A 20710-nucleotide genomic window follows, 5' to 3' on the forward strand; every position below is an offset into this window, starting at 1 on the left:
CTTTGCTAGACTTCACTTATTCTTGCAGCCTGTTATTATGCGGCCTCATCATGCCCTAGGTAAAAAATAAATGAATAATGAATCCGTTGTCTTGGAAGAACTCACAGTCTGGAGCACACCACTTTTCGTCACCCAAATGCCAGATCATGACTTTTTAAAAGAGGCATTACTCGCGGCGGTATACCAACAAAAAGCGACTCAAACCACTGCAATTGAGAGCCAAATTGCTCCAAAAGCAAAACATGCACTCCACGAAAGTACATTGGATTTTCTGGATCTCGCTGACGCCAATGTTATGGAAGCCAAACGCGCTTTTGAAGAGCTGATTCTAGAAATTGCGGCTTCGGTAAATCAAGCTTTTTGGCCAGAAGATATGGAAGCGGACGCACATATTATCGAGTCTTGGTATCATGTTACGCAAAAAGGCGGCTACCATGATGCCCACTCTCATCCAAATTGCTCTTGGTGTGGCATTTATTATTTAGAACCCGGTGATGCCAATATCGAAGGCAATGGTGGCCTCAATCGTTTTTACGATCCAAGAGTCAACGCGGAACATTATGCTGATCCAGGCACCGCTTACTTAGGTGGACATGGAGTCTGGGATTTCACTCCTACAGATGGGCAAGTGATCATTTTTCCGTCTTACTTAAAGCACTCTGCTTTGCCGTATTTTGGTGATAAAGATCGTGTTGTCATTGCTTTTAACGCCATTATCGAAGCCTACTGACCCGCCGACATAAAACATTTCTATAAATTACGAGCCTTCTAGCTTTCATAAAGGATTGAGTTGGCTCGTATAACCACTTACCCATCCAAAACTCTGCTTTTTTACAATAAATTTCATAAGTTTCCACTCAAAGATTCACAATGGATTGGTATTTGTAGTAATTTAACAAGTAATGTTTCATAACCACGGGGTAGTCTATGCGTTTCCAGTTTGATCAACTCAGCGGTAATCAACGCTACCACCTGATCACTCAGACAATTACTCCACGCCCTATTGCGTGGATCATGACGAAAAATGAAAACGAGAGTTTCAACCTCGCCCCATTTTCATATTTTGCTCCTATATCTTCTGACCCTGCTCTCTTAATGGTTTCCATTGGCAACAAAACAACAGATATCGCCAAAGATACGAAGTACAACCTACTTAGGGAAAAGGAATGTGTTTTGCATATTCCAAGCGGGGACTTAATAAATGCCGTCAATGAGAGCTCGGCAAGCTTATCCTATGGTGAATCTGAACTAACCAGAACAGGCTTGTCACTGACTGAATTCACCAAAACATTACCCCGTATTGCAGAAGCAAAAGTCGCTATCCACTGCAAACTGTTTGACATGCATACGTTAGGAAACACGTCGTTCAATGCGATTTATTTGGAAATACTAGACTTATACGTTGATGAAGATCTTGTAACTGAAGAAAAGTCTCGAATTTTCATCGACAACAAAAAACTCAACCCTCTTGCACGAATAGGTGGCGATGACTATGCACTTTTAGGCGAGACAGTGACGATCAAACGTCCTAACTAGGGCAATACAGATTTGAGGTAAAAAAGATGGACATAACAAAACACATAAATACATTTCCTTTCATGGCAGATATTGATGCTGAGTTAGCATCATCCTTAACAGATCTCGCGTCTATTAAAACACTAAAAGCTGGTGACATTCTGGCCAAACAATTTGAGATTGGTCAGAACATCTATTTCCTTCTAGAAGGCGAAGTCGCCATTTCCGTTCCATTGCAAGATACCGGTAAATCTTACAACGTCGGCATGATCAGCAACCTCCTTTCTCCTATTGGCTGGTCTGCTTTTCGTCACCCTTCCCGTTATGCGACCACATTCACAGCGACCAAGTCTTCTAAACTACTCTATTGGCCGATTGTTGAATTACAAAAAATTCTCGATGCCAATTTGCTTTTCGCCAGCCAATTTCTGCAGTTTGTATATCAAGAGTCCTTACCTGTTCTCACCAACGTACAGAATCAAACACGCCCTTTCTTTTCCAATGAATCATTAGCTTTTGAAGAAACGCGCCCTTTAATCGATTCTGAAACGCAAGTTCATGCACTAAAAGATGCCATCAGCCTTCTAAACTACGCGCCTTTTTGTGAGACGTTTACTCAAGCTGAAATACATACTTTAGCAAAAAAATCGTCCATTTTATTAGCACATCAAGGGGATATTTTAAGCCAACAAGATCAACCAGCTAATGGCTTATATATTCTAATCAAGGGTAAAGTCGTCATCAGTTATCAAACTGACTCTGGCGACATTATTACCACCAGAACGATTTCCCGTACCGGAACCGTACTGGCTTGGGCAACCCAAAATAAAGAAATGAAAAATCGCACTTCGATCATTTCATCCAGAGACAGTAGCGTTTTGTTTATCAAACGCGATGATTTGTTAGAAATGTTCGAAGACAGCCCTAAGTTTTCAGTTAAATACTTATATCGACTCATTTGGTTGATTGGCGCACATTTATTAGCGGCCAGAATGCGCTACCTTTCACAGATAGCGAACGATGAAGTATTAGCGGTAAGTAACGTAATAGACCAAAATGCTGCACTTTTACCCGTTAGCTCGCCTCTGTATAAAGTAAGCGAATTACTGAAAAGCGCGATTACTACCGACGAAGCATTCGGTGTGCTTTATAAATGCCTACACTTTGGCTGTGTGCTAGAACGCACCATTTCTGGTATGTGCTTGGACATTCTAAAAGATTTACAGCGCGAAAATGCTTTTTATCGCCATCTACAAAATGTCTATGACACGATAAATAATTTGCCAAAAGAGACTCCGGCATTAGATGCAAGACGTTTAGGTACAGAGCTATTCAAACAAGCCTTCCAACAAGTTCCCTACGTCATTAAAGGACTAGAGAATTTACCTAAGAAAGCCGGCTCTCTGTTCATTTACAACCATTTATTAGGCTCTCCAACTAACCGTCTACCAAACGGTTTCCGCTTTTCTATGGATGCGCAATTTATAAGCGCCATGGTCATCGATAACCAGTATGGTATTTCTGGTCAACGTGTCGTACGTCGCAGTAAAGAAAGTGAGTTTTGGCGTGACGATTTTTATGGGAAATTTGGCAATGTATTCATCAATAGTTGGGAAGACCTAACCAAAGACACGCCCGAATACGATGAATTCATCAAACAATCTCAGGACACTTTACGCCAGAACTTCCCACTGATGATCTCACCAGAAGGACAAAGCTTTAGTACGCAACAATCACCAGGTACCTTGTTACCTCATGCCTTTGAACTCGCAGGTTCAATGGGGAACGAAGAGCCTTGGATTGTTCCAATCGTTGTGGCAAATTTTGATAAACGCGCCGATCACAACCTTTATACGGTGATCATCAAACCTGCGTTTAAACTGTCCAGCAAAGTCGATTACAAGGATAAAGAGGCGTTAGCACAATTCTTAGCCTCCTATCAGGAGGAGTACAAAGGTTACGTTAACGAAGCAGTTGAGCTATCAAGAGAGATTCGCCAATATCCTATATTCAGTGGTAAAAATGGCTATCGCTCTAACGTAATGAGCCTAAATCAAATCGATGTGGAATTCGAATCGGATGTACGAGAACTAGAATTTCACCTAGCCTATCAAGAATATAAAGAACAGCCAGTCGCGTTCTACGGATCATCTACCGTGCGTTTATGGAATGATTTTGCTCATAATTTCCGCGACAAGAACGCGATTAACTTAGGCTTTAGCAGCGCAACATTAGAAGCATGCGTTTACTATTTTGAACGTATCATCTTGCCACACAAGCCTCGTTCTTTGGTCATTTATGCTGGTGACAACGATATTGGTAACCACTGTGACAGCAACAAGGTTGTTGACTTGTACATCGAGCTACTGCAAAAAATAGATCGCCATCTTCCAGGCATACCGGTCACGTTAATCAGTATTAAGTGCAGCCCAGCGCGATTGAAGATGCGTAAAACCATTGAGCAAACCAACAGTCAATTGGTACGCCTTGCTAAAACGCGCCCTAACACTCAGTACGTTGATTTGTTCTCTACACTGCTCGACAAACATGGTGAGATAAAAGAAAACCTATTTGAAGGCGATAGACTGCACTTGAACTCAAAAGCATATGAGCTTTGGACCAAAAAACTGCTTGAAACAGAAAGCTTTATCTTTCAAAAGTAAGGATTTTAATTAAACAAAAACATAAAAAACGCTCCTAGGAGCGTTTTTTATGTCTAAGCAAATGCACCGATCACGACTTTTAATCCAAGCAATATTAAAATGCTGCCCATGCTTCTATCCACCCACACCGTATGGCGACGCAACCAAGAAAGCACTGGGCCACCAGCTAATAACAAGGCCACTATCACATACCAGCCAGTATCAATCACGACAACCGTTGCCCATAACTGAAACTTGATCAAGGTGTTAATTTCAGTAGGAATCAACTGGCTAAATAAAGCTAAGAAAAATAATGCAGCTTTGGGGTTCATCAAAGAAATCATCATGCCATCACGAGCAGACTCCCAATAGGAAGACTTTTGGCCTTCGACTTTGATTTCATGACCTTGTCCAGCATAACGCCATGCTTTAAATCCTAACCAAGCCAGATAAAGTCCACCTAAAACAGTCAATACAGAGAATATGTTTTGGTGCTTGGCCATCAAAATAGCAAGACCTTGCAGAGTCAAAAAAGCCCAAAAACCAATACCTAAACCATGTGTTATCGCAGCCAAAACACCATGAAGCGGGGATTGAGAAACTGATACACGCAAGATGACAGCTAAGCTTGGCCCAGGAGAAATTGCTCCCATCACACAAACTGCAACCAAAGAAAGCCAAGTAGTAAGATCCATATTTTTCTCTTATTAGTATTATTAAAAGCGCATTTAATTACGCCGATATTTTATCCAATCTAACACGAAAAAACGAACATCCCAGAGCTAAAAACAGTTCGAATAAAAAACACGTTAGTGTATTGACCTTTTTTAGAAAAAACGTCAGCATAGAAAAACTGACTATTTATAAAACTGAATAAAGATTTTCTATTACCCTATGAATAACAACATCTTAAATAAACGCAACGGCGATAAACGTAAGGCTAAGAAGCTTTGCGGCGCTGACGTGTGGAATTAAGATTTAAACAACTCCCCGGCAGCATTCTAGCTGACGGACTACTTCTCTTTTCAGCAGAGTGCATACCGGCCTAAATGAGGCAAAAGTATGTTCTACGGCGCAATCACTGCATTAATCACTCCTTTTCGTAACGGTCAATTAGACGAAGACGCTTTGCGCAATATCGTCCGCTGGCAAATTGATCAAGGTATCAATGGCTTAGTACCTGTTGGCACAACTGGTGAATCCCCTACCTTAAGCGAACACGAACACAAACGTGTTATAGAAATTACCGTACAAGAAACCAATAAAGCGGTACCAGTTCTGGCAGGTGCAGGTTCGAACAACCCAGTGGAAGCGGTGAATTATTCTGAATACGCTTATCAAGCTGGTGCTGATGCAACCTTACATGTAGCAGGTTATTACAACCGCCCAAATCAAACTGGCTTATACGAACACTTCAAATATGTACACGACAACAGTAAATTGCCTATCATCCTTTACAACATTCCACCTCGCTCGGTTGTCGGTTTAGAAGTTGCTACATTGGCTCGCCTTGCTGAACTACCAAGAGTGATTGGCGTTAAAGATGCAACTGGCGACTTAACGCGTCCTATTCGTGAGCGCGCCTTAATTAACAAACCTTTCAATTTCTTAAGTGGCGACGATATCACCACAGTTGCTTATAACGTCGGCGGTGGTAACGGCTGTATTTCGGTTGCGTCAAACGTAGCACCAAAACAAGTCGTGGAATTGCAACGCCTATGCCGCGAGGGAAAATACGTGGAAGCAGCACAGTTGCAGGACAAGTTATTTGCGCTGCATAATGCGCTCTTTATTGAGCCAAATCCCGCGGGACCAAAATACGCCATGTCATTATTAGGTCTTTGCACCGAAGAATGTCGTTTGCCTATGGTGCCACTACAAGACAGCACAAAAGCGATCATCCGTCGAATTATGGAAGAGTTAGAACTTATCTAAGCCCTAGCTTAAAAAGCACACATAAAAAAGCCCGCATCTAAGAGCGGGCTGATTTATTAAAAAGTCTAAAACTAGGATTTAGCGAGCCGTACAACATAAAGCAGGATAATCGCCCCCACCGTTGCCGTAACAAGAGAACCCAAGAAACTACCTGAATACAAGCCGAGCAGTTGAAATGTGAATCCGCCGACAAAAGAACCAACTACACCGATAACGATATTACCAATCAAACCAAAGCCGCCACCTTTTACTAGCTGACCAGCTAACCAACCCGCCAAGGCACCAATAAACAAAAAAGCTAAGATCTCCATAAAATGATCCTTATATTATGTAATTTACAGTTATTCAGACTAGCACCTATTTGTTTAAGTACCTAGAAAAGCCACTCAATCCCCTATACTACTAACCCATTTATTCTTTTTTCTGTTACTTTGTCATGAAAGCGCCAAGCTTTTTCAAAAAATGTTGGTAGCATGTATTTCATACAAAAAATGTTTTCAGTAAGCCTTTAAAACACATGGTCAAGTTAATCTTCAATGAGGGAATCTAGATGGGTAAGGTACATTTTGTAGGCGGTGAAAAAGGCGGTGTCGGAAAATCTATGACCGCTCGTGTCTTGGCACAATTCTATATTGACAACGATCAGCCGTTTCTAGGGTTTGACTGTGACGCGTCTCACGGTACATTTTCACGTTTCTATAGTGAGTTCGCTTCTCCTATTTTAATTGGCGAAGAAGACAGTTTAGATGGCATGTTAGCGGCCATTGAAGAATACCCAGATCGTGATTTAATTATTGACCTAGCAGCTCAAGCATCTCAGCCGTTGGGCAAATGGATTGAAGAAACCGATGTATTTGGTTTACTAGATGAAATGGGCTACCAAGTCTGCCTATGGCATGTCATGGACGATGGTGCTGATTCAGTGGCGCTACTGGATGATTTGCTTGACCGTTACACTCTGCCATCAGTTGATTTTGTGGTGGTACAAAACTTAGGTCGCGGTACTGACTTTTCTCGTTTTCAAAAATCTGACACCTTTAAGAAAGCTGTAAGTCGCGAAGCCCTGATCATTGAATTACCAAAACTACAAAGTAAGTTAACTCAAAAAATTGACTTTAATAACAGCAGTTTTTGGGCCGTTGCCAATGATAAAGGCATCATGAATATTGCTGAACGTCAACGCATGAAGGTCTGGCTACGTAATACATATGAGCAATTAGCTCAGCTTGGTTAATCGTATTATTTTTAGTCGCTTAAGCACTTAAGTAACCCCCAAAAGCACAAAAAAGGCCAGCTACATAAGCTGGCCTTTTCGTTTTTTGGATATTAACTATTACTCTTGAACATCCATATACTTATTCGCCCATACACGGTTTTCTTCTAACGTTGAATAGCGCGTAGACAGTTCAGAAGCATCCAAGGTACCTTCTGCAATACCACGTTGCTCACGCAGGCAGTCATACGTTGCTTTAATCGCAGCAAAATAAGCAGCATGACCATTTACAACAATGCGCACACCGTTAGCAGCAAGACGCTCACGATCACGTAGCTCAGGATTATCGTAAGCCACAAGCATGATTGGAATAGAAATATGTTGGCTGATCTCTTCTAGATGAGCGAAATCACGAATACCAACCATACAGATGCCATCCACACCAACGGCTTGATAAGCTTTAACCCGCGAGATGGTTTCTTCGGTGGTCAACTGACCAGCATTAGTACGAGCAATAATACTCATAATAGGGTCAATACGCGCTTCTAAAGCCGCTTTCAATTTACCAACAGCTTCTTCTACTGGAATCAAATCTGTAGATTTATGACCGTATTTTGCTGGCAACAAAGTATCTTCTATCGTTAATGCCGCAACACCAGCACGCTCAAGTTCAACAATAGTGCGCATCACATTCAGTGCATTACCGTAACCATGATCAGCATCGGCAATGATTGGTAAACGAGCAACACGGCCAATTCGAGTCGCTTGCTCCGTAAATTCACTTAAAGTAATCAAAGCAAAATCTGGCGCAGCTAAAACCTGCAAAGATGCAACAGAGCCACCTAAAATCCCTACTTCAAAGCCAAGATCTGCAGCAATACGAGCCGACATTGGATCGAATGTCGAAGCGGTGTAATAACATTTACCGCTTGCTAGTAATGCTCGAAAGTCATTACGCAAATCATGTTGGGAAGGTGTTGCCATAATATACTCCTAAAAGATGTCACTAAATTTCATATAGTGGAAATGCCCGGCATTATACGCCCCTTGTGCATTTGCTTCATCTGTAACAAACCAATTGGTTAGGTTTAGTAAGTAAATTACGACTAAAAAGACTAAGTTTTTAAAGAAATGAAAGGAATTTACAAACTATGAAAAAATCATGAAGTCCATTATGACTTATTGGAAGCTACACACGGTATACTTAGCCAAACTTATGTATAGAAAGAGCTTGCCTATAACATAAGCAAACCCTTCTGTTCCTGGAAAAATCACATATCTTTCGGGACGTCACATACGAAGCTTTTTGCACTTTCTTCATCACCCTTGCCGTCATAAGTCGCTACACTAGGATAAGGACAAAGAGGTCGGGTGCGAGTTGCACTCCAAGAAGATGGCAGTTCTTCATTTACGCCACCTAGATTCCCTTCTCCACGTGCTGTAGCAATAACTTGTTTAGGTTTCTGACCTTTTTCCACCCAAGCAACCAGTGGCGTTAACATGTCAAACTGATCTGTAGCTTTTCCACCGCGGCAATGCCCCATACCCGGCACTGGATAAAACTGAGCAAAATCGCCAGCATGGCCATTGTTTTCAGCATCTAACGCCAAATACCAAGCCTCTGTATCCTGCACAGAAAAGATTGCATCCGACACTCCGTGATACACCATAATCTTGCCGCCATTATCCCGTAAAGTAGACATATTTTCTGGCGTAGGTGGCGCCATAAATGACATGGCAGATTCCTTATAGACACCAGAAACAGCATTCACTTTTGCCACTAATTCATCAACATTGGCTTTCCAAACAAAATCGGCACCATTAAAATTACGAATACTGTAGTCTTTAAGCTCAACTGGAGGAGTGCTAAAAATCATCGCTACCGCACCAGAATCTCGCTCAATCGGTGATGTATACTCCCAAATAATATGATCGCTATCATTAATGCCGGTATCGTATGGAAAAGAGGAATAAAAACGCTTTCCGTTACTCGTGGTAACCCCTTTATATATGGTATCCACAGCGTCTTTCTGCGGTTGAGTAAGACAATTACCATCGCGATCAGCCTTACAGGTCGCCACGTCTGTTTGAATACTAAATGCAGCCTGACAAGATTTAAAATCTTGAATCATGCCATCTTGCAGGCCATCAAGAGCATCACATTTTGCCAATATTGCATTCGAAACTGTTGTGCGTTCAGCTAAAGTAAAAGCTGTTTTTAAATCTTTTTTATCCGTATTAGGCACTGAAGCATATACCTGAGCACCGGCAATACTTGCCACTGCAGCCAGAGGTAAACGATACCCAGGTGAGCCAACTAAAATACCGTCGTAATCATTAGCGTATCGAGTAGCCGCCACCATGGCATGACGACCGCCATTGGAACAACCTGCAAAGTAACTACGATCAGGATCTCTGCCATAAACCTGATGGATCACGTTTTTTGCCATCGGTGTCAGCTTGGCAACAGCCTGATAACCATAATCAAGTCTCGCTTGCGGATCATAAGCAAACGTTGGGATTCCCTTATCGTGGCTAGCGTCCGAACTAATTACCGCAAAGCCCTGAAATAAAGCCCCTGTTAATGGACCGCCACCAAGTGCGCCCTCTGCTGTTCTCACTGCCCCATCTAACCCACCATTTGCTTGATGAAGAAAGCGACCATTCCATTTCTTCGGTAAACGCAACTCAAAACCAATCGCGTAAGGCTTTCCATCTACATCGCCAATACGCTCATACATTTGTCCTTTGACTAAACAGTGCTCTTCAACATCATTATCGCCCAACTTCACTGTCCCTTTAGTCACAGTCTCAACAGAGTTGATCGCGGTGTTGCTTGCCGTTAAAATTGAAGATAGCCCTTCACAGCTAGTAGTAAGTACAGAGGATTTTGCTTCACTTAACTGCGGTATAGCAGAAGGGGTTGCAGCGCTAGCGAGACTGCTATAAGCAGCAACACTACTGATGGCTAGAGCAAGTAAACTAGGTTTATATGAGAATTGACGCATAGGAAGCTTCCTTGTTATTTTTATTATTAACTGTTTTATTTTTTAATTGTTTCAATGAACAACAGAATAGAAGAGGTAAATATAAAAGGAGAATAATTTTTTTGCTCGCGATATTCGAAAAATGCACAACACAACATCAATTCCGTTGTAATTTTCCTACAAGAAAAGCCAAAACCACCCCAAATAGATAGCTTTTGAAATAAAATCTCCTCTTTTTTGAAAAAAATGCGTACTTTAGGACTACTTTTTATACAGTCAAACAGTGACAGAGGCATATTCTAGGGATAACATACTGCCCAGCATCCCCCCATGCACCCTTTTATGACTCTCACTCTTATTGATAAATGTTAAGGTTCTCAAATGAACGCTTGGTATCTCATCTGTTTTCTTTCGGCATTAGCGGTTTTTATCGCTTTTACCAACCAATACATACTAAAAATGCAAACTACGATCGCCATTACCACAGGATCAGTCGTAATTTCATTACTCCTAATTCTTGCGGTTAAAATGCTTGGCGATGAAACAGCAGTATTCATTACTCAAGTTGTTTCCGGCATCGACTTTAATCAGCTGTTATTAAAAGGCATGTTGGGCTTTTTACTATTTGCTGGTGCATTAGAGATCGACCTTGCGGCCTTAAAAAGACAGCGTTGGGAAATTACCATATTAGTGCTGTTTTCCACGCTAGCGTCGACCTTTATTGTCGGCTACCTAAGTTACTACGTATTTGCTCTACTCAACTTCCCTATACCTTTCATCTACTGCCTACTATTTGGTGCTTTGATAAGCCCTACTGACCCGATTGCAGTATTGGCTATCATCAAGCAAATGAGTGCACCGCAGGGTATTTCGATCCAAGTAGAAGGCGAATCATTGTTTAATGATGGTGTTGGTTTGGTTATTTTCACCACAATCTTTGCGGTCGCATTTTATGGTACTGAAGCCAACTTCCAAGACGTCGCTGAGCTATTTTTAGTCGACGCTATTGGTGGCATAGTGTTTGGTCTTGTTATTGCTCTGGTTGGTCACTTTGTTATCATCAATTGCAAAGATATCAATACACGTCTATTGGTCACCCTAACCATTCCTTCAGCGGGTTTTGCTTTAGCCAATATTTGGGAGATTTCCGGTGCACTTGCGATGGTGACCAGTGGTATTCTTCTTGGCAACATCACACGAGCAAAAGCTTCCAAGAAAAGCGGTCCAGATGGCACTCGTTATGTAAAAGATTTTTGGCATGCGACTGATAGCTTCTTGAACGCCTTGCTTTTCCTAATCATTGGTATGCTGATTGTAACTATGCCATTAAGTTGGGAAATTATTGGTTTAGGTTTGATCATGGTTCCCGTTGTTCTACTGGCTCGCTTTATCAGTGTTGGCAGTCCTTACCTAATTTTCAAACGCTACCGAGAGTACGATAAACACTCTGTTAAAATCTTGACTTGGGGTGGTTTACGAGGCGGTTTAGCACTTGCTATGGCTGCGGCGATCCCAACGAATAAAATGATGATTGAAGGTTTAGATTTACACGACATCATGGTCATCATTACCTATGTTGTTGTTATCTTCTCCATCATAGTGCAGGGTCTAACTATTTCGCCGTTGATTCAAAAAAGCATTCAAGCAGCAAAAGACAAAGCGAAATAACCATTCGCCCCATCCCTCTATAACAGCCTTTTATAGAACCTATATAGAAAGCTTCATTGTTAGAGTATAAAACGCCAACAGCATGTTGGCGTTTTTTTTACTTCCAGTGCGATTCAGACATTCACTCCTTGAATAAACCTTGCTGTAGATCATAAAAACGATCGAGCAGGTATTATAAAATAGCCTTATACCTGTGATCTAAAACCTAGATGATAGATAGGATTGAAACGAATAAAGAACGGAGCACTTTAATGCTAAAAACACCACAAGCAGAATCCAAGTCAGTAGACATTATGCTTCGTAATAATATCAAGCTAATAGGCAAAGGCGAAAAGACTATTATTTTGGCTCACGGTTTCGGCTGCAATCAAAACATGTGGCGTTTTATACTGCCTTTTCTTGAAAAAACATACCAAGTTCTACTGTTTGATTATGTCGGTAGTGGCAACTCAGACTTTTCAGCGTATGAAAAAAATCGCTACCAACAATTGGAAGGCTACTCTTTAGATATCATTGAAATATGTGATGCTCTAGAGCTTAAAAACGTCATCTTTGTCGGCCACTCAGTGAGTAGCACCATAGGCTGGATAGCCTCTAAGCAACGCCCTGAGCTTTTTTCTAAGATGGTAGCAGTTTGCCCTTCTCCTTGTTTTTTAAACTTGGACGAAGAATACCAAGGCGGTTTTGAAAGACAAGATTTGGAAGGACTAATCCAGTTAATGGAGAAAGACTATATCGGCTGGGGGAACTATTTAGCACCCATTGTTATGGGAAGCGACTTATCTCCTATTGGCCCAGGAATGTCAGAAAGCGATACATTAGTACATGAGTTACTTAGTAGTTTTTGCGCTACTGATGTCACTTATTCTAAGCCTTTCGCTGAAGCGACTTTTTTCTCCGATTATCGGTCTTTATTGCCTGACATATCTCACCCATGCTTAATATTACAAAGCTCAAACGATACTTTGGTTGCCGTTAGCGTAGGCGAATATATCAAGGATAAGTTACAAAATGCCAAGCTAGAAATAATAGAAGGCAATGGACATTGCTTACATATGACTCATCCAATGCATGTTTTTAATTCTATGAAGGCTTTTTTATGAGAAAACGAATAGCAGGGACAGCTACTCTCGATGTACCGAAAAGATAGCGCCATTTTCGTGGAACTTAAGTAACTCCCGAATGTTAAATGGCGTCACCTCATCCGCATAATAAAACGCTTCTTTGGCTTTTCCGTTATGTAGGTCTTTTCTCACCCCGCTTTTGCCATCATAAGCATGAGTACTACTTTGTACCTCTATAACATTGAGATTAACGGAAATCACCACCATGCTGCCGTATTTGTAAACGGGATCTTCATTTTTAAATATCTTTGTAAAATCTACTGCGTAGATATCATTTACCTCTGGTTTTGCCAGATAAGCGAGTGTCTTATTTTCTTGCTCAGCATTAAAATAATCTACTGCTAAAAAAATGCAGGGAACTATGATGGCCCAAACTTCAATCGGCAAAAATAATAAAGTATGCGCAGGAGATTTAGTTTTTTTTCCTGTTTCGGAATCAACCTGAATAATGCAGTCTCGACTATTTAATAAATAACCAATAAAACCGACTAAGAATGCAACCGCAACTAAAGCGATAACTTTTATCCAGCGGTTATCACTATAAAAACCATCTCCCATGAAATAGTCAACGACCAGTTGAACATCCACAAAAAAAGCAATAAAAATAACAGGTGTAATCCAACCTTGCCCTTTCCAAATTGGCAACATATCCACTTCCTATATATGATGTCTGCTGTTATTCATTAAATTTTAATTACCTATAAAACACAAGACGACCTTATAAATAGTCAAAATATAGCATCAAAAATAATAAGGATATTGTTATGTACATAGAATCTGAAGAGGCTCTAAGAACCATATTTGGCTTCCCAAAAGGCAGAGCAAAAGACAAGCTATTGAAAAAATTAGAAAAACATTCAATGGCATTTATCCACTTATCCCCATTTTTCACCCTAGCCAGTTACAACGCCGAAGGTCATACTGATTGTTCACCTCGAGGAGGAAAATCAGGTTTTGTAAAAATCATCAATGAGCAATGTATCGTTATTCCCGAATCAAAGGGCAATAATCGTTTAGATAGCTTAGTTAATTTATTAGAAACCAAAAACATTGGCTGTCTTTTCTTAATCCCAGGAGTGGATGAAACTCTGCGCATTAATGGTACTGCTCGTATTAGTACAGCGCCTGACTATTTAGCGCTCTTCTCGGAAGAGCAAAACCCACCAAGAGCCTGTATTGAGGTACAAATTACAGAGGTTTTTCTGCATTGTGCGAAAGCCTTAATGCGCTCAAAACTCTGGTCCAGTGAGGTAATAATCGAACGATCTTCTCTACCTTCTATGGGTGTCATGATTAATGATCAAATAGGCAGTGACGAGAAGCCTGAAACTAACGCGGATATGCTTAAACGCTATACAAAAGACCTCTAGTTTCACTTGGATAATGTGTGTTGCCATTGAATACTTTAAAAATCTGTCTAAAATCGCGGCATACACAAATATACAATAGGATTTTATATGACTTCATTCACTATTCTTGATGGCGGTATGGGCCGAGAACTTGAACGCCGCGGCGCACCATTCAAACAACCAGAATGGTCAGCCTTGGCGATGATGGAAGCACCAAACATTGTGAAAGAAGTGCATCAGTCTTATATCCAAAGCGGCTCACGTGTCATCACCACCAACAGTTATGCTTTAGTGCCCTTTCATATAGGCGAAGAGGTCTTTAAAGAGCAAGGCCGTGCATTGGCCGTACTTTCAGGTAAAGTCGCTCGTGAGGCCGCTGACGAAAGCGGCACAGATACAAAAGTAGCAGGTTCTCTTGCGCCATTGTTTGGTTCATATCGCGCAGATCTTTATCAAGCAGACCGTGTGGAAGAATTGGCCGTTCCGCTCATCGAATCGCTCAATCCTTATGTGGATCTTTGGTTATCAGAAACACAAAGTTTGATCGATGAAGTGACTCGTGTAAAAGCCCTTGTCGATAAAATTGATACAGATCACAAACCTTTTTGGGTGTCTTTTACTCTTGAAGATTCAGAGCCAACCGCAGAGCCTTTATTGCGTTCTGGCGAAACCGTTGTTGAAGCCGTAAAAGCCATGCAAGCCATCGGTGTAAATGCGATTCTATTTAATTGCAGCCAGCCTGAAATTATCGGTGAAGCCATTCAAGTCACTCAAACTGTATTGTCTTCTTTAAATGCTGACGGTATCCAAATCGGTGCTTACGCCAATGCTTTTCCACCACAACCTAAAAATGCCACGGCAAACGATGGTCTTGATGAGCTACGTGCTGATCTAACGCCACCAGCCTACCTGACTTGGGTTAAACAATGGGTAGAAGACGGGGCGACTTTGATTGGCGGATGTTGCGGAATTGGACCTGAACACATTGCAGCCATGAACGAGTTCAACAAAGCGGACTAATAAGCGCTATTAAATACTTCAATCAAAAAGGGACAAAACGGACTTATTCGTTGTCCCTTTTTGATTATGCTTTTTAATGACTTTTAGTTTTTAAATGACCGGGCTATTTCTTTTGCCATGGGATCAATCACCTGATCAAACCAACTGGCAGAAAGTGTTTGCACCATAGTTGAATAGCCATCTGATTTTAATTTACGCTGAACTTCAAACGTATTAGAGGCAGACAACTCCCCCGTTGCAGCAATAACCTGCCAGCGCCCAGAAATGTGTATCATTCCCTCTAAATCTGCGTAAAAATCATCCACTTCAATATTCAATAAAGCAATCGCATAAGAAGGTAATCGCTGACCACCAAACCAGGTAATATTAGGCAAAGTCTTCTCTAATCGCTGTTGCGTTAGACGAGTTAATTGAGGAGACAAAGACTCAGCCCACAAATTACTCTGGGAACGATGAACATCTCCCCGTTTTGTTACTAATACAATTTCGTTACCAGCTAAGTAATTGGCAACTACGATTGGCATCAGCTGCACAGACATTTTTTGCGTTGCTTGAGCTTGGGCATTTTTCAATCCTGTATCCATTAACAGATATTCTTTGCTAGGTGGTGTTGGTGTAGCACAACCAGCCATCATCCAACTTATCAATACCAGCAAAAAAGTACGCCCATAAATCATCATATTCATTTTATTCCTTTCAACTACTTCGCCGCTTTCGGCTCAACATCTGCTCGTGGTTTACTGTCAAAAATCAAAGTATTTGGATTCTCTCTCAGCTGACGAAGCAATGGCTGCAATTCATTTAACGCTCGTCCTAACGACACCATATTTTCTTTCAAAGGACGACCAATTTGACCATTTGCCTGATAAGTTTCCAGTGTTAGGTTCAACTCATTAATCGTTGCAGCAAGATCTGCTGGAAGCTGTTGAGTCTCTGATTTATCAATCAGCTGTTTGACACTTTTACTCAGTTCTTGTAATTGACGTAATGTTTCGTTGGCCTCATTCATCGTTTGACCAAGCTGCTCAAACGTCTTATTAAGAGGCACTTGAGACACATTATCTAAGATGGCACCCACTTTTGTTTCAATATTAGCGAGCGCGTCCGGTGCCGTCGGAAAAATCTGGTAACCGGCAAATTCCTTTATTGTCACTGGTGGTGGATTTTTCATAAAATCAATATTAATAACTTTTGCGCCATTCAAGTAGTTACCAATTTTTAAAGAGGCCCTAACCCCTTTATTAATACGATCTTCGATTAATTCATTCCATTTCTGCAATGACATCGCACCAGAGGTATCTAAAGAATTCAAACGCTGGGGTTCGATACGTGCACGAACAGGAATTAAAGGCGTATCAAGGGAAGTCAACGAATCCATTGGGATGCCGTTAAATGGCACATCAAGCACAGTACCAATTCGTACACCGCGAAACTCAACCGCGGCACCAGGCGTTAAACCACTAATATTGCTCTCAAACAAAAAGACATAGTTAATAAATTCACTAAACATATTATTAGCGGCACTTTCTCTAGAAGAGAACAGGCGAAATGGAGCCATATCTTTAACGGGTTGTCCTGCGGTTCTACCAGGAGGTAACCCAAAGGAAATACCACCCGCAAAAAATGTCTCTAATGAATCGAGTCGAATTTCAAAACCACTTGCAGAGCTCTTAAATGATAACCCAGGCGTCATCCAAAACTGCACATCACTATTTACCAAAGCATCATAAGGCGAGCGAATTACAACACGATAAGTGATGGCGCCTTTTTCTGTGTCAAAGCCGACTTTTTCAACATAGCCGACTTCGTAACCACGAAAATGTACCAAAGCACCAACGTCCAGTTTAGAACCTTCAGTGCTAGATAAAACAAGACGTACACCTTCATTTTCAGTCGAAAGTGGCGGCTGACTTAAAAGCGTAAAATCCGTTTGTAAACGCCCTTTCATACCAGGAGTCATATCAATATAAGCCCCAGATAGAAGAGTACCAAGGCCACTCACCCCTTCTTTACCAATTCGAGGCTTTACCACCCAAAACCTTGCGTCATCACGCAACATTTGTTCTGTACCGTGGTTCATGCGAACTTTAATAATAGCGTTCTCATAATCTTCACTAAGACGGATATCGATTACCCTACCCACATCTACGTTACGAGATTTAAGTTTTGTCTTACCTATTTCTAATCCATCGGCATTGGCTGCCAACAAAGTAATAACAGGCCCTTGGCTTGACCAGTTTTGATAGAGCATCCAACCTGCAACCAAAAGCGCGATTAAAGGCACGAGCCAAATAGAGTTAAATCGGACTTGACGCATATTTTCGACTTGCTTGTTCGGATCACTCACTCTTCTCTCCTTGCTAAAGAGGAGGCACTAGGTGCATCGTCTTTATCCCATAGTAATCTTGGATCAAATGTCATTGCCGCTAACATAGTTAAAACAATAACGGCCGTAAAGGACAACACCGCAGGACCCGGCAAAATTGACATGAAATTTCCCATCTGAACTAAACTGGTCAATATAGCCACCACAAAAACATCAATCATTGACCAACGCCCCACCAGCTCAGTAATACGATACAGTTTTATTTTTTGCTCGGTCTGCCTATGACTTGGAAAATAACTTTGCCAACACAACCAACTCAACGCCAACACTTTAGCTAGAGGAATCACCACACTCGCAAACAAGATAATCAAGGCAACAGGATAGGACCCCAACGACCAAAGCAACAACACGCCTCCCATAATGGTCGAGGGTTCGGTACTGCCTAAAAACGTGGTCTGCATAATAGGAAATACATTCGCAGGTATATACATAACTAAAGAAGCAATTAACAAGGCAACAGTTGTCATGATACTTTTCGGACGCCTACTATTAATAGAGTGGCCGCAGCGATCGCAATGCTTCGCATTACCAAGCTGAGTTGCACCGCAAAAATGGCAACCAATTAACCCTTGCTGCTTAGCCGTCGTATCAATCATAGGGTGATCAGCCGCCTTACCAGCGACCTGATTCCAAAACCAACGTTTATCAACTAAAGTGATGGTTTTTAATAACAAAATGACGTAACCACAAAAAGCCCAAAAAGACAGTTTCAATGAAATATCAGCCAAGCTACTCATCTTGACTAATGCCACTAGAATGCCAACTAAAAAAACATCGACCATCAACCAAGGCTGAACAACCACAAGCCATCGAATACAATAGCGCTGAGCAAAATTCAGCACTTCTTTATGTTGAAAAGACCAAACTAGAAATAAAACCGAAAACAAGTAAACAAGAGGAAATACAAACAGCGCTAAGCTAATGACAGCCCCTAGCACAAGATAGCCATGACTAAGCAAGACACTCAACGTATTAAACAAAGTAACACTACGCTCAATACCGTTGGTAGAAAAACCAAGAAAAGGAAAACTCATGGCTAACGCCAGCATCAACAAAGCTGACAAACCTGCCCCCATAATTCGTGCTGCAACATGTTTATGAATGCTCACTAAAACATGGCCACAATGTTGACATCTAAAACGCTCACCACTCTGCAGCGGCGGTATACTGTTAACGAAATCGCACTCTTCACAAGTCGTTATATTTTCGTGAAACACGTAATGACTCATACCAAAACCACGACTCAATAAAGAACCCTAATAAAACGCCCAAGAACCTATCTAACACGAGAACACAGACAAGAATCAAGCTATCTAAGATATAATGTTCAAAAGCAATTCATGCATTGATAACCTACCTAGTTAACAATCCACACTCACAAGGCTCTATAAAAGTAAAAGATACCCTCATTAAACTTTCGGTAGCCGAGACAAAATCGCTGGCACAATTAATTTATGGACTGGTCCAACAAACAGCATGTAAGCCTTACCTAAGCGGTTATTAACATGTACAACCGTCGTGATAGAAACTTTTTGAACATCATCTTCCGACTCTATATACAAAGACAACCTAACATTAAGATGCTTATCATTGTCTTCCAGAATAACTTCGTTTGCTTCATTCATAAAAACAGAAAAAATGCCGACTCGATCTCCTTCTAGATAATCATCAGCTTGTTTTGAAGAAATAATATCGCCCAATGCCCCAAGGTCCTTCAATCCCAGACAGCTAACAATTCTGTTACGTAGAGACATTAAGAAGTTAAACCACTCAGGGGCTTCTTTCGCCATAGACAACCAAATTTCCATGGCAGTCTGATTTTTATTTACGACATAACCAACAAAGCAATCCATAAAATACGCATTGTCAGTCATCAACGAAATAGCAGCTTTTCGAGGGGGATTATTCATATTTTTATTCCTTTAAACCCTTTCCTTTAATCTATTTACTTTTGTTTCCATTGTTTAAAGAAAGACGTCATATCTAATCTTACGAACACAAAAAAACAAAAAATCAATCATCGCTAACGATTCAATATCTGCTTAGTTTCAAATGACAACGGGGTTGACTTCCAGCCGCCAATATTAGTATCCACATCGGCACCAACACTCACATCTACCGCTATAGGATCAGAACTTGTCAAAAGGCGGTACAAACTAGAACCCATACCACTCATAGCGATAGAAAGTGGTATCGAAAGGTGCTGAGTCTTACCTTCCAATAAGTCGATGTTTTGAATCCTGCCTTCGCCTAGTGATTTACCCTCTGTATTTAACTGATAACGAACGTTACTCAAGTTCACATCAAAGCGGTTAGGATTAACAATCTCCAAGTCGACACTAAGCTTAACGCCACTTAAACCAATTGAATCTATATTTAAATTTTTAAACGTAATGTCCGGTTGCTTAGGGATAGGAAGAACACCTGCAAAATCAACTGGCATATCAAAATGACCTAATACAGGTAAATTGATCGCCACTTTGCCTTCAACTGCGTAATCCAATTCTGTTTTGTTTGCCAAATCGCCTACGCTCTTAATGACTTGATCAAACGTCAATGTTACAGGCAACCGCACACTATTACTGCCTTTTGCAGGCAAAGATAAACTGCTATCAGGCTGATTTATCGTCGCTATATTGTGTTTATTGACTAACAGATCTAGATCAAAACCCGCTGTCTTAAGTGCAAAAGAGTTAGGGTTAGTAACTTTCACATCGACCAACAGAGTCACGGCCTCGGTCGATAAACTCTCAATCGAAACACCCGTTACCGATGCCGTTGGCTTATGGACATCCATCGTCTTCTGTAAAGCGCTACAACCAGACAAAAGTACAATGAGCGCCATTCCTATAAAACGATAAAACATACTAC

General features: G+C 41.1%; 19 protein-coding genes. 9 read left to right on the forward strand and 10 right to left on the reverse strand.

Going from position 1 to position 20710, the window contains the following annotated elements; all coding sequences use genetic code 11:
- Positions 1 to 70 precede the first annotated feature (70 nt).
- The 3 genes from TY87_RS21065 (at position 71) to TY87_RS21075 (ending at position 4178) form a co-directional block, all read left to right on the forward strand.
- A complete protein-coding gene (locus TY87_RS21065; RefSeq protein ID WP_072838109.1) occupies positions 71 to 730 on the forward strand; it encodes a TIGR02466 family protein in 660 nt (219 codons plus the stop codon).
- A gap of 197 nt (positions 731 to 927) precedes the next feature.
- On the forward strand, positions 928 to 1536 hold the full coding sequence (locus tag TY87_RS21070) for a flavin reductase family protein (RefSeq protein ID WP_100188559.1): 609 nt from the start codon (positions 928 to 930) through the stop codon (positions 1534 to 1536).
- Positions 1537 to 1562: 26 nt separating this feature from the next.
- On the forward strand, positions 1563 to 4178 hold the full coding sequence (locus TY87_RS21075; RefSeq protein WP_100188560.1) for a cyclic nucleotide-binding domain-containing protein: 2616 nt from the start codon (positions 1563 to 1565) through the stop codon (positions 4176 to 4178).
- Positions 4179 to 4231: 53 nt separating this feature from the next.
- Here the strand turns inward: TY87_RS21075 and TY87_RS21080 are convergent, their stop codons facing one another.
- Positions 4232 to 4852, reverse strand: coding sequence for a LysE family translocator (locus TY87_RS21080; protein WP_072838112.1), 621 nt, complete (start codon positions 4850 to 4852; stop codon positions 4232 to 4234).
- Between the two features lie 367 nt (positions 4853 to 5219).
- Here TY87_RS21080 and dapA point away from each other — a divergent pair, with 367 nt between their 5' ends.
- Complete coding sequence (dapA, locus tag TY87_RS21085; RefSeq protein ID WP_072838113.1) at positions 5220 to 6092, forward strand: 4-hydroxy-tetrahydrodipicolinate synthase; 873 nt, start codon at positions 5220 to 5222, stop codon at positions 6090 to 6092.
- Positions 6093 to 6163: 71 nt separating this feature from the next.
- Here the strand turns inward: dapA and TY87_RS21090 are convergent, their stop codons facing one another.
- A complete protein-coding gene (locus tag TY87_RS21090; protein WP_012070611.1) occupies positions 6164 to 6403 on the reverse strand; it encodes a GlsB/YeaQ/YmgE family stress response membrane protein in 240 nt (79 codons plus the stop codon).
- A 239-nt stretch (positions 6404 to 6642) separates the two neighbouring features.
- Here TY87_RS21090 and TY87_RS21095 point away from each other — a divergent pair, with 239 nt between their 5' ends.
- The gene (locus TY87_RS21095; RefSeq protein ID WP_072838114.1) at positions 6643 to 7326 is read left to right on the forward strand and encodes a P-loop NTPase family protein; all 684 of its coding nucleotides are present in this window, start codon (positions 6643 to 6645) and stop codon (positions 7324 to 7326) included.
- Between the two features lie 99 nt (positions 7327 to 7425).
- Here the strand turns inward: TY87_RS21095 and TY87_RS21100 are convergent, their stop codons facing one another.
- A complete protein-coding gene (locus tag TY87_RS21100) occupies positions 7426 to 8289 on the reverse strand; it encodes an isocitrate lyase/PEP mutase family protein (RefSeq protein ID WP_072838115.1) in 864 nt (287 codons plus the stop codon).
- 287 nt (positions 8290 to 8576) lie between these two features.
- Positions 8577 to 10313 carry a tannase/feruloyl esterase family alpha/beta hydrolase gene (locus TY87_RS21105; protein WP_100188561.1) on the reverse strand — a complete coding sequence of 579 codons (1737 nt, stop codon included), beginning with the start codon at positions 10311 to 10313 and terminating at the stop codon, positions 8577 to 8579.
- A 360-nt stretch (positions 10314 to 10673) separates the two neighbouring features.
- Between TY87_RS21105 and TY87_RS21115 the strand changes: the two genes are divergently transcribed.
- Both TY87_RS21115 and TY87_RS21120 read left to right on the forward strand, forming a co-directional pair.
- Entirely contained in the window at positions 10674 to 11960 is a 1287-nt protein-coding gene (locus tag TY87_RS21115; RefSeq protein WP_100188563.1) for a cation:proton antiporter, read from the forward strand.
- Between the two features lie 251 nt (positions 11961 to 12211).
- The gene (locus TY87_RS21120) at positions 12212 to 13063 is read left to right on the forward strand and encodes an alpha/beta fold hydrolase (RefSeq protein ID WP_072838119.1); all 852 of its coding nucleotides are present in this window, start codon (positions 12212 to 12214) and stop codon (positions 13061 to 13063) included.
- Positions 13064 to 13084: 21 nt separating this feature from the next.
- Here TY87_RS21120 and TY87_RS21125 read toward each other — a convergent pair whose 3' ends face one another.
- Complete coding sequence (locus TY87_RS21125; protein ID WP_100188564.1) at positions 13085 to 13732, reverse strand: hypothetical protein; 648 nt, start codon at positions 13730 to 13732, stop codon at positions 13085 to 13087.
- A 116-nt stretch (positions 13733 to 13848) separates the two neighbouring features.
- Here TY87_RS21125 and TY87_RS21130 point away from each other — a divergent pair, with 116 nt between their 5' ends.
- Complete coding sequence (locus TY87_RS21130; protein WP_100188565.1) at positions 13849 to 14454, forward strand: MSMEG_1061 family FMN-dependent PPOX-type flavoprotein; 606 nt, start codon at positions 13849 to 13851, stop codon at positions 14452 to 14454.
- 87 nt (positions 14455 to 14541) lie between these two features.
- Positions 14542 to 15453, forward strand: a complete 912-nt coding sequence (locus tag TY87_RS21135; RefSeq protein ID WP_198432152.1) for a homocysteine S-methyltransferase family protein — start codon at positions 14542 to 14544, stop codon at positions 15451 to 15453.
- An 83-nt stretch (positions 15454 to 15536) separates the two neighbouring features.
- On the opposite strand, the gene TY87_RS21140 is transcribed toward TY87_RS21135, so the two are convergent.
- From TY87_RS21140 to TY87_RS21160, 5 genes are all read right to left on the reverse strand, one after another.
- On the reverse strand, positions 15537 to 16139 hold the full coding sequence (locus TY87_RS21140; protein ID WP_232617208.1) for a PqiC family protein: 603 nt from the start codon (positions 16137 to 16139) through the stop codon (positions 15537 to 15539).
- A 14-nt stretch (positions 16140 to 16153) separates the two neighbouring features.
- Complete coding sequence (pqiB, locus tag TY87_RS21145) at positions 16154 to 17800, reverse strand: intermembrane transport protein PqiB (protein WP_084122099.1); 1647 nt, start codon at positions 17798 to 17800, stop codon at positions 16154 to 16156.
- The gene (locus TY87_RS21150; protein WP_100188576.1) at positions 17797 to 19068 is read right to left on the reverse strand and encodes a paraquat-inducible protein A; all 1272 of its coding nucleotides are present in this window, start codon (positions 19066 to 19068) and stop codon (positions 17797 to 17799) included. Before TY87_RS21150 ends, pqiB begins: the two co-directional genes overlap by 4 nt.
- A gap of 180 nt (positions 19069 to 19248) precedes the next feature.
- On the reverse strand, positions 19249 to 19749 hold the full coding sequence (locus tag TY87_RS21155; RefSeq protein WP_100188566.1) for a DUF2867 domain-containing protein: 501 nt from the start codon (positions 19747 to 19749) through the stop codon (positions 19249 to 19251).
- A 113-nt stretch (positions 19750 to 19862) separates the two neighbouring features.
- The gene (locus TY87_RS21160; RefSeq protein ID WP_100188567.1) at positions 19863 to 20705 is read right to left on the reverse strand and encodes an LEA/WHy family protein; all 843 of its coding nucleotides are present in this window, start codon (positions 20703 to 20705) and stop codon (positions 19863 to 19865) included.
- Between the last annotated feature and the right edge of the window lie 5 nt (positions 20706 to 20710).

Source organism: Marinomonas sp. BSi20584, assembly GCF_002792415.1.
Lineage (GTDB): Bacteria > Pseudomonadota > Gammaproteobacteria > Pseudomonadales > Marinomonadaceae > Marinomonas > Marinomonas polaris.

Bases quoted from the DNA above. Each gene is read 5' to 3' on its own strand.
- TY87_RS21100 (WP_072838115.1), bottom strand. From the start codon at position 8,289: ATGGCAACACCTTCCCAACATGATTTGCGTAATGACTTTCGAGCATTA.
- TY87_RS21095 (WP_072838114.1), top strand. From the start codon at position 6,643: ATGGGTAAGGTACATTTTGTAGGCGGTGAAAAAGGCGGTGTCGGAAAA.
- TY87_RS21105 (WP_100188561.1), bottom strand. From the start codon at position 10,313: ATGCGTCAATTCTCATATAAACCTAGTTTACTTGCTCTAGCCATCAGT.
- TY87_RS21130 (WP_100188565.1), top strand. From the start codon at position 13,849: ATGTACATAGAATCTGAAGAGGCTCTAAGAACCATATTTGGCTTCCCA.
- TY87_RS21125 (WP_100188564.1), bottom strand. From the start codon at position 13,732: ATGTTGCCAATTTGGAAAGGGCAAGGTTGGATTACACCTGTTATTTTT.
- TY87_RS21150 (WP_100188576.1), bottom strand. From the start codon at position 19,068: ATGAGTCATTACGTGTTTCACGAAAATATAACGACTTGTGAAGAGTGC.
- TY87_RS21080 (WP_072838112.1), bottom strand. From the start codon at position 4,852: ATGGATCTTACTACTTGGCTTTCTTTGGTTGCAGTTTGTGTGATGGGA.
- TY87_RS21090 (WP_012070611.1), bottom strand. From the start codon at position 6,403: ATGGAGATCTTAGCTTTTTTGTTTATTGGTGCCTTGGCGGGTTGGTTA.
- TY87_RS21115 (WP_100188563.1), top strand. From the start codon at position 10,674: ATGAACGCTTGGTATCTCATCTGTTTTCTTTCGGCATTAGCGGTTTTT.
- TY87_RS21155 (WP_100188566.1), bottom strand. From the start codon at position 19,749: ATGAATAATCCCCCTCGAAAAGCTGCTATTTCGTTGATGACTGACAAT.
- TY87_RS21120 (WP_072838119.1), top strand. From the start codon at position 12,212: ATGCTAAAAACACCACAAGCAGAATCCAAGTCAGTAGACATTATGCTT.
- TY87_RS21160 (WP_100188567.1), bottom strand. From the start codon at position 20,705: ATGTTTTATCGTTTTATAGGAATGGCGCTCATTGTACTTTTGTCTGGT.
- TY87_RS21135 (WP_198432152.1), top strand. From the start codon at position 14,542: ATGACTTCATTCACTATTCTTGATGGCGGTATGGGCCGAGAACTTGAA.
- TY87_RS21070 (WP_100188559.1), top strand. From the start codon at position 928: ATGCGTTTCCAGTTTGATCAACTCAGCGGTAATCAACGCTACCACCTG.
- TY87_RS21075 (WP_100188560.1), top strand. From the start codon at position 1,563: ATGGACATAACAAAACACATAAATACATTTCCTTTCATGGCAGATATT.
- dapA (WP_072838113.1), top strand. From the start codon at position 5,220: ATGTTCTACGGCGCAATCACTGCATTAATCACTCCTTTTCGTAACGGT.
- TY87_RS21140 (WP_232617208.1), bottom strand. From the start codon at position 16,139: ATGAATATGATGATTTATGGGCGTACTTTTTTGCTGGTATTGATAAGT.
- TY87_RS21065 (WP_072838109.1), top strand. From the start codon at position 71: ATGAATAATGAATCCGTTGTCTTGGAAGAACTCACAGTCTGGAGCACA.